Raw genomic sequence first — 9318 nt, 5'->3', positions numbered from 1 at the left:
GGCGGCGGGGGCGGAAGGCGGTGCCTCCTTGCCGCAAGCGGCCAGGGCCAGGGTCAACGCGAACAGGGACAGGTGCAGCAGCTTCGGCACGACGGAGCGGCGGACGACGGCATTGCGCATGGGAAAAGAACCTTTGCGGGACGGACTGTGGGGACGTGAACGCCGCGGCGGCGGCACGAGCAGGTAAGGCGTGGCGGTCATTGCGTGCGTCGGTGTTCGGCCTCCGTCAGCAGTTGCGCCAGCGACGCATCGCCGCGCTGTTGCGCCAGCGCCGCCGGCGTCTTGCCGTCGGCGTCGCGGGTGGCCGCGTTGGCGCCGGCGGCGAGCAGGCGGCGGCTGGCGGCCTCGCGGCCGGCCGCGGCGGCCAGCATCAGCGGGGTGACGCCGGCGCGGTTGGGCCGGTCGGCCTCGGCACCGCGCGCCAGCAAGGCATCGAGCATCTGCGGATCGTTGCGCGCCACCGCGAACATCACCGGGGTGAAGCCGGCCGGATTGCTGCGGCGCACGTTGGCGCCGGCGCCGAGCAGCGCCTGCACCAGTTCGACATCGGCATAGGAGATCGCCAGGTCCAGCGCGGTCCAGCCGTCCTTGGACACCGCATCGACCTTGGCCCGGCGCGCCAGCAGCAGCTTGGTGCTCTGCGCGTCGTTGCCCCAGGCCGCCTTCATCAAGGGCGTCCAGCCGCTGCCGTCGCGGCTTTCCACGTTGGCGCCGGCCGCCAGCAACTCGCCGACCAGGGGCGGCGCCTGGTTGCGGATCGCCTGGTGCAGCGGCGGCTCGCCCAGCAGGTTGGGCCGGTCGGCGCTGGCGCCGTGGCGCAGCAGCCAGGCCACGCGCACGCCATCGCCGGCATCCAGCGCATGCGCCAGTTCCTGGTTGGGATCGGCACCGCCGGCGATGCGCAGCTGCAGTTGCGCCAGCATCTCCGAGGAAGCCTGTGGGCTCGGCGTGGTGACATCGTCGGCCGGCGTGTCGTAGCTGCCGTGCGAGCGCAGATCGCCTTTGACGATGCAGTCGGCGCAGGCCACCAGCGGCACGTGGTACTCGCGCAGGATCGCGCCGATCTTGCCGGCGTTGCGCTGCATCGCCGCGTTCAGCGCATCGCGCAGGTCGGCGTTCTTGCGCGACACCGCCCACGCCATCGAATACTCCAGCACTTCGTCGTCGATGACGTTCAGCGGCACCACGCCCAGGCCGCCGCGCGCGGCGTAGTAGCCGGCGACCGGGCCCCAGGATTCGGCGGCGTCGAGCTGCCCGCCGGCGACGCGTTCGGCCAGCTTGCCGGGGTGGTCCTGCGGCGAGGTCGCCGAATCGTAGAACAGATACTGCACGTCGCCGGACACGCCGTGGTCGAACAGCGCCTGCCGCGCCGGCGAACTCTGGAACACGCCGATCTTGAGTTTCTTCAGCGCCGGATCGTCCAGCGACGTCGGCTGCAACGCCAGGCCCTTGCGGGTCACCAGCACATAGGTGGAGCGGTACAGCGGCTGCGTGGGCAAGCCCATCTCGAAATCGCTGTTCATGTCCATCAGCACGTCGCAACGCCCGGCGTTGATCGTGCTGCGCGCCAACCCACGTTGATAGTAGGTGCGCCATTCGTATTCCAGGCGCCGGCCCATCGCCTCGGCGAGGACCTGCGCGATCTTGTTCTGGAAACCTTCGCCGGCGCGATTGGACAACGGCATGTTGCCCGGATCGGCGCAGACCCGCAGCACCGCCGCATCGGCGGGGAGCGCGGGCGCGGGCGTGCTGCCCGCCGCTGGCTTGGCGGCCGCGCTGGAGGCGGCCTCAGGAACGCGAGCCGTCGCGGACGACGGCTCGCGCGTGCAACCTGCGGCGACGAGTCCGAGGCTGCAAAGCAACACCACGGCGCGCGCGCCCCGATACAAGCGCCGCGGGGCGACCGCCTCCCCCGGGCGGTCGCTCGCAACATGGACGCGTCGCCGCCGACTCATCGCGCGGTCTTGGCCGCGGCGGCCGGTGCGCCACCCGCTGCAGCGGTGGCGGTTGCGCTGGCGGTGACGGTCTTGCCGGCGCCGTCGATGCGGAAGGTATGCACCATGCCGCCCAATGGGATCTTGTCGAAGCCGTTGCTGAAGGCCAGGCCCGCCGCGCCCAACGCGCCGTACGGATCGCCCGGATCCAGGCCGCCGGCGACCGGCAGGCCGATCCAGCCGCCGATGCCGGAGAACACCGCCACGTACTGGTGGCCGTTGGCCTTGTAGGCGATCGGGTTGCCGATGATGCCCGACGGCAACTTGGTCTCCCACAGCTTCTTGCCGGTGTCCTTGTCCACCGCGCGGAACCAGCCGTCGAGCGTGCCGTAGAACACCAGCCCGCCGTCGGTGACCAGGGTGCCGCTCCACACCGGGAACTTCTCCTTGATCTCCCACTTGGACTTGCCTTCGACCACGTCGAACGCCTTGACGATGCCCAGCGCGCCGGGTTCGTTCGGCTTCATCATCACGTTGGCGAACACGTACGGCAGGCCCATCATGGTGTTGCCGCGTTCCTGCGGTTCCAGTTCCATGTGCCAGTTGTTGGTGCCGCAGAAGAACACCGCCGAATTGGCCGGATCCACCGAGCACGGCTGCTGGTCCTTGCCGCCCATCGCCGACGGGAACGCCTCGACCTTCTTGCCGCGCTCCAGCGGCGAATGCGCGGCGACCTTGATCGGGCGGCCGGTCTTCATGTCGATGCTCTCGGCCCAGTTGGCCGGCACGAACTTGTGCGCGCGCAGCAGGGTGCCGTCGCGGCGGTCGAGCACGTAGGCGAAGCCGTTGCGGTCGAACTGCACAACGGAGGGGACCTGCTTGCCGTCGATGGTCAGGTCGACCAGGATCGGCTCGTTGATGCCGTCGTAGTCCCACTGGTCGAACGGCGTCTTCTGGTAGCCCCACACCGCTTCGCCGGTATCGATCTTGCGTGCGAACAGGGTCATCGACCACTTGTTGTCGTATTCGCCGGTATCGCATTCCTTCTGCGTGGTCTTGCCGCAGCGGTACGACGGGCTCCACAGGCCGGGATTGCCGGTGCCGTAGTAGACCAGCTTCAGTTTCGGGTCGTAGCTGTACCAGCCCCACGCCGCGCCGCCACCGCGCTTCCAGCCGTCCTCCGGAAAGGTCTTGATGCCCAGGTCGCCGAGCTGGCCGTGCTGCGGATTGGCCTTGTTGAAGTCCGGACCCAGGCAGATCGCCTTGTCGCTGCCGGCCGCATCGCAGGACCACACCTGCTTGCCGTCGCCCAGCGCGAACGCGGCGACGCGGCCGAGTACGCCGAACTCGTTGCCGCTGATGCCGGCCACGACCTTGCCGTCGGCGATGATCGGCGCCATGGTGATGGTCTCGCCCTTTTCCGGATGGGCGAGCTTCTGCTTCCACACTTCCTTGCCGGTCTTGGCATCGAGCGCGATCACGTCGCCGCTGAGGCTGCCGAACACCAGCTTGCCGTCGGCATAGGACGCACCGCGGTTGACCGTGTCGCAGCACGCCACCGCCACCGAGCGCTCGTCCTGCTGCGGGGTGTATTTCCACAGCACCTTGCCGCCGTCTTCCTGCGCCAGATCGATCGCGAACACGTTGTTCGGATACGCGCTGACCATGTACATGATGCTGCCGATCACCAGCGGCTGGCCTTCGTGGCCGCGGGTGGCGTCGGTCTTCATTTCCCACGACATCTTCAGGTTCTTGACGTTGTCGCGATTGATCTCGGCCAGCGGGCTGTGCCGGTTCAGGCCGAAGTCGCGACCGATGCCGCCCCAGTTGTCGGGATTGCTGGCGGTGGCGGCGAACTCGCTGTCGGTGTCGGCCACCGCGGCCGGCGCCGCCGCGGCGGGTTGCTGCGCGGCGGCGGGTGCGGCCGGTGCCGCGGCGTCTTCCTGCTTCTTGCAGCCTGCCAGCACCAGCGCGGTTGCCAGCGCGAGCAGCGTCCAGGCACGGGTACGACATGGATGACTGTGCATCGTTCTACTCCCCTCGTTGAAGAGCCGTGGCGCTTACCGTCGAACGGCCTGCGCGGCGGGATGTGGAAACATCGGGAGAAAGGGAGCAATCGACGTGCCAGCACGCTGCTGCACTGCGCCATCGTTGAGCCGCAAGCATCGGCCGCGGCATGGACACCGCCGCGCCCCTGTCGCGCCGCAGCGCTGTATCGAGAACGGCACACTTTGCGCCACCCGCCTGTATCGCGATTGGCGCAGCGGGGGCAGAAGCGCCATGCGCGGCAGCGACGGGCGTACCTGGCAGACTCCAGGACAGATCCCGGACCGATCCGTCGCCGTGCTGCCGGTGCGCGTTGGGGTACTGGCGCCCGAGACTCCTTGAAGGAACTTGAGTCCCGACGCTATTGCATCGCACAGCAGTTGTTGGAAATGCGGCACCGCAGATCACCGGCGCGAGCGGCAAACCGCTGCATCCGCGGCGGCAAACTCCCCAGCCCGTGCTCGTCGTGCTGTTGCCTTTGCTCTTGCTGTTGCTTTGGACTTTCCGGGTCCCTTACGCAGCGGCGAATAGGTCGGGAAAAACCCCGAAGGGGCGGCGCACAGGGATGTGCGCCGTTCGCGGCAGGGGCAGGATGCCCCTTCCGCGAATCCCGGCCTATTCGCGGACCCGGAGCGCGCAGCGCGGAGGGCGCGAAGGCAGGGTGTGCTTTCTTTTGGTTACTTTTCTTTGCACAAGCAAAGAAAAGTGACTCGCCGCAAGGCGAAAGCTCTGCTTTTGTCTTCAGCTTTTGCCTTCGCCGTGGCCCTGGCAGGGGAATCAGAAGGATGCAGGGATCGGCAACACGCCAAGCGACGCACGCGCACAAGAAACCGGATCTGCATGCCAGAGGCAACGACCGCAGCTGGCGCGCTTTTCACCTTTGTGGGAGGGACTTCAGTCCCGACGGGGCTTCACCGGCAAAGCGTCGGGACTGAAGTCCTTCCCACAGAGAAGACGCCCTACCCGGCCGCGTCCCGCCACCAGTCCAGCAGCGCCGCGCAATCGGCGAAATGCAAATCGGCCAGCGCCGGCCAGAGATTGTCCGCATGCAGCAGCACCGTGGTCGCGCCGGCATGGCGCCCGCACTGCAGGTCGTATTCGTGATCGCCGAGCATTGCCAGCGAATGCGGCGCCACGCTCCAGTGCGCAGCCAACTGCTGCAGACCGCCAGGATGCGGCTTGGGCGGCGCCTCGTCGCGGCCAAGAATGCTGGCGTCCTCGAACAGATCCTCGACCCCGATCTCACGCAGCGTCAGCTGCGCCAGTTCCTGCGCGTTGCGGGTCAGTACCGCCAGCCGGCAACCCGCCGCATGCAGCGTCCGCAGCAGCGCCGGCGCGCCGGGCGCGGCGACGGCGCCCAAGGCCAGCTCGCGTTCGTGCTCGAGCAGCCAGGCGTGCTTGGCGGCGCCCTCCCCGTCCGGCAGCGTAGCCAGGTGCTGCAGGATGTCGGCCTGCTGCGGAATCTGCAGCTCGCGGCGGATCAGCGCGAAATCGTGCACCGCACGGGTCAGCGTGCCGTCCATGTCGAACACCCAGTGCCGCACCTGGCGCAGGCGCGCGCCGGGTGCCGCCGCGCTCAATCCCATCCCGGCATCTGCGACCCGTCCAGGCCGCCGGTCTCGAATACCGCGGTCCGGGTGCCGCCGGCCTTCACCGGGAACTCGATCTGCAGCACCGTGGTCTTGCGCGCCAGCTTCCACAGCGCCTTGTCGTCGCTGATGAACATCGCGATCGCCTCGTCGGTGTTCGGACGCCATGCCGCGGCCGCGCGCGGCGCGGCCGCGTCGGCCTTCAACTGCACCTTGCAGCCGCCGGCGCAACGGAAATCGCCGGCCTGCAGCACCAGGTAGGCGCTGCGCTTCCATTCGGGGTGGTCGCGGAACACCAGCTGCACCGGCTTGGGACCGCTGCCGTCCACATCGACCTTGTCGCGGCTGTACAGCATCGCCGAGCGCTGCGTGCCCTTGCCGGCCGGCACCTGCGAATACTCCCAGGCGGCCTGCATGCGCCGCAGCTCGCGCGCCGCCTCGCCCTTGGCCTTGACCTCGGCATAGCCGGGCTCGATGCGCTCGGCCGCGTCCGAACCGGGGTACTGCTCCAGCAGCGCCGCGCCATGGATGCGCGCCAGGTCCCAGTTGCCGGACTTCACCGCGGCGTCGTATTGCTTGGCCAGGTCGTCGGCGGCCTGCGCCTTGGCCTGCGCCTCGGCGGCGGCCTGCGCCTTGCGCTCGGCCTCGTGGTCGCCGCAACCGGCCAGGGCGACGGCGCACAGCGCGCCGAGCAGAATGCGTTTCATCGGGGGACTCCTCGTTGGATCAACGTATCGATCGCCTGCGCGACCTCGGCCGGCTTCTCGACGATGGACATGTGGCCGCTGCCGTCGAGCAGCACCTGCAGCGCCTGCGGCACGCGCTGCGCGTACAGCGCCAGCGCGCTGGCATCGATCACCGCATCCTGCACGCAGTTCAGCAGCAGCGCCGGTTGGCGGATGCGCGCGGCTTCCTCGAACGGCAGGAAGGCTTCCTCGCTGCGTCCGATCCGCGCCAGCACCTGCTGTTCGAAGCCGGCCTCGCTGCGCCGCCAGGCGACGATCGACGACACCGCCCAGGACGGGATGCGCGGCTTGCTCGGCTCCAGCAGAAAGACCGTGTCGATGTAGCGGCGCAGCGAGTCGGCGTCGTACACCGCGAACGGATTGTCGCCGTCCAGCACCGCCTGGCCGAAGGCGTTGTCGGCGAAGCGCACGCCGGCGGCGTTGAGCAGGCCGACGCGATCGAACACTGGCGGATGGCGCGCGGCGGCGAGCGCGGCGATGCCGCCACCCATCGAATGCCCGACCAGCACGCATTCGCTGCCCGTCCCGCGCACGCACTGCGCGGCGAACGCGGCCACGCGCTCGGCCTGCGCGACGAAACCGTAGTCCTGCCCGTCGATGCGCTGGCTCTCGGCCCAGCCGGGAAGATCGGGAATGAACAGGTGATAGCGGTCGCCCAGCGCGCGCGCCAGCGGCAACCAGTTCTCCTTGCTGCCGGTGAAGCCGTGCACCAGCAGCAGCGCAGGGGCGGCGGGATCGGCCGCGGCGCGGTGCAGGTAGATCCAGCGATGCCCGGCGACCTGCGTCTGGCAGCGCTGCAGGCCACTGCCCCGGCGCAGGCGCAGGCTTTCCAGGCGCACCAGCAGGAACGGCTTGCTGCGCAACAGCAGCACCGCGCCCACCAGCAGCGTCACCCCCACGGCCAGCGCGGTGAACGCCAGCAGCAGCAACAACGTCAGCAGCAACATGGAAGAGCCGGGAACCGGAAACGTGCCATGCGCCTACCTTCGCATGCGGCCCGGTTTGCGCCAAGCCCTGCACGCTGGCGCAGTGCGCTCGGGTCGGTGCGCCGCAGGCAGCGCGCGGCGGCCGTCGCCGTTGCGCAAACGAAAACGGCGCCGGGACTGCTCCCGGCGCCGTGATACGTGCCGTGCGTGCGCACGCAGCGCCGCCTCAGTGCGCGGCGGCGCCCTTGTCGGCCTTGGCCAGCATGTCTTCCACCGACACCGTGGTGATCGGGTGGTAGCCGGGCTTGGCCTGGGCGAAGACCTGCTTGGCGAAGGCCAGGCCGTCCGGGGTCTTCACCAGTTCGGCGTAGATCGGCAGGATCAGCTTGCGGCGGCCGACGCGGGCGATGAACTCGCCGGCGGCCGGGCGCGCGTCGACGTAGCCGCTGCGGATCGCCAGCGGATACCAGCGCATGGCGATCTCGCCGTTCGCGGTGCCGGTGAAGTGGTAGGCGGCGTCGAGCTGCTTGAGCTGCTCGGGCTTCAACGTGGCGCCCAGGCCGCTGAGGAAGCGCGTCCACTCCTGCGTGCTCCAGGCGTCGGTGACCTGCTTGCCCGGCAGGGTGCCGCTGCCGGCCCAGGCGATGCGCGCGGTATCGACCATCGCGAAGTTGCGCGAACGCGCCTTCTGCGCGAACGCCGGGATGCCCGGCTCGTCCAGCCACGCGTGCAGTTCGGCCTCGCTGACCGCATCGGGCTTCTTGGCCAGCAGGTTCTTCTTCAGATACGCGACGAACTGGTCGGTGTTGGCGCTCTGGAACGCGTGGTCGTCGAACCAGCCGCGCAGGAACGCATCGAAGGTCGCGCGGCCGAAGCGCTGCTCCAGGAACTGCAGGAACCAGGCGCCCTTGACGTAGGCGACCTGGCTCAGCGCATCGTCCGGATCGCGCTCGGTCAGCGCCGGCAGCGCCAGCGCCTGGTCGGCCGGGCTCATGTCCTTGACCTCGGCGAGCAGGTCGGTCTGGTCGATCTCGCGCTCCATCTCCGCCGCTTCGGCGCCGTACAGCGCCTCGGTGATGCGCGCCTGCACGTAGGTGGTGAAGCCTTCGTTGAGCCAGATGTCCTTCCAGCTGGCGTTGGTCACCAGGTTGCCGGACCAGCTATGCGCCAGCTCGTGCGCGATCAGCGACACCAGCGACTTGTCGCCGACGATCACGGTCGGGGTGGCGAAGGTCAGGCGCGGGTTCTCCATGCCGCCGAACGGGAACGACGGCGGCAGCACCAGCATGTCGTAGCGGCCCCAGCGGTACGGACCGTACAGCGTCTCGGCGGCGACGATCATCTTCTCGGTGTCCTCGAACTCCTTGGCCGCCTTGTCGGCCATGGTCGGCTCGGCCCACACGCCCGAACGCTCGGAGATCGGCTTGAACACCAGGTCGCCGGCGGCGATGGCCAGCAGGTAGGACGGGATCGGCTGCGGCATCTTGAACGTGTAGTCGCCGTCGCGCGCCGCCTTCGGGTCGTTGTCGGCGCTCATCAGCACCATCACGTCCGGACGCGAAACGACGTGCGCGCTGTAGGTGAAGCGCACACTCGGCGTGTCCTGCAGCGGTACCCAGCTGCGCGCGTGGATCGCCTGCGACTGGCTGAACATGAAGGGCAGTTTCTTGCCCTCGGTCATCGACGGCTCCAGCCACTGCAGGCCCGAAGCGGTCGCGGCGGTGTGGTAGGCGATGGTGACCTTCTGCGGCTGGTTCGGCGCTTCGATGGTCAGCTTGCTGCCGTAGATCTTGTCGGCCGGCGCCAGCGCGTACTGCAGCGGCGCCAGGTTGCCCTTGCCGTCGTCGCCCTGCACGTTCTCGATGGTCAGCTCGCGCGTGTCCAGCAGCAGCTGCTTGGCGCTCTTGTCCTTCCAGTCCAGCGTGTAGGTGGCGGTGCCGCCGATCTGCTTGCTGTCGAAATCCAGCTTCAGGTCCAGCGCCAGGTCCTTGATCACGACCTTGCCCGGCTCGGCGTAGGAGCTTTCGTCGTGGCTGCGGTCGGCGGGTTTCACGGCGGCGGCGGGGGCGGGCTTGGC

Annotated in this window: 6 protein-coding genes; all 6 read right to left on the bottom strand. The window is 69.0% G+C overall.

Features of this window, described 5'->3' with window-relative positions:
* Positions 1–197 precede the first annotated feature (197 nt).
* Complete coding sequence (locus JR064_RS22690) at positions 198–1955, bottom strand: quinoprotein dehydrogenase-associated putative ABC transporter substrate-binding protein (RefSeq protein WP_206231223.1); 1758 nt, start codon at positions 1953–1955, stop codon at positions 198–200.
* Positions 1952–3961 (bottom strand): methanol/ethanol family PQQ-dependent dehydrogenase, encoded by a 2010-nt coding sequence (locus JR064_RS22685; RefSeq protein WP_179567397.1) that lies wholly within the window; start codon positions 3959–3961, stop codon positions 1952–1954. The genes JR064_RS22690 and JR064_RS22685 overlap by 4 nt, the downstream gene beginning before the upstream one ends.
* Positions 3962–4939: 978 nt before the next feature.
* Positions 4940–5566 carry an HAD family hydrolase gene (locus tag JR064_RS22680; RefSeq protein WP_206231222.1) on the bottom strand — a complete coding sequence of 209 codons (627 nt, stop codon included), beginning with the start codon at positions 5564–5566 and terminating at the stop codon, positions 4940–4942.
* The gene (locus JR064_RS22675) at positions 5557–6276 is read right to left on the bottom strand and encodes an outer membrane protein assembly factor BamD (protein WP_053838437.1); all 720 of its coding nucleotides are present in this window, start codon (positions 6274–6276) and stop codon (positions 5557–5559) included. The genes JR064_RS22680 and JR064_RS22675 overlap by 10 nt, the downstream gene beginning before the upstream one ends.
* Positions 6273–7262 carry an alpha/beta fold hydrolase gene (locus JR064_RS22670; protein WP_206231221.1) on the bottom strand — a complete coding sequence of 330 codons (990 nt, stop codon included), beginning with the start codon at positions 7260–7262 and terminating at the stop codon, positions 6273–6275. Before JR064_RS22670 ends, JR064_RS22675 begins: the two co-directional genes overlap by 4 nt.
* A 205-nt stretch (positions 7263–7467) precedes the next feature.
* Positions 7468–9318: M1 family metallopeptidase (locus JR064_RS22665; protein WP_206231220.1), on the bottom strand; the 1851-nt coding region annotated here is incomplete at its 5' end.

This window comes from Xanthomonas bonasiae, from assembly GCF_017163705.1.
GTDB classification, from domain to species: Bacteria; Pseudomonadota; Gammaproteobacteria; order Xanthomonadales; family Xanthomonadaceae; genus Xanthomonas_A; species Xanthomonas_A bonasiae.
Note: the sequence above shows the minus strand (reverse complement) of the source record. Positions and strands in the feature narration are given on the sequence as shown.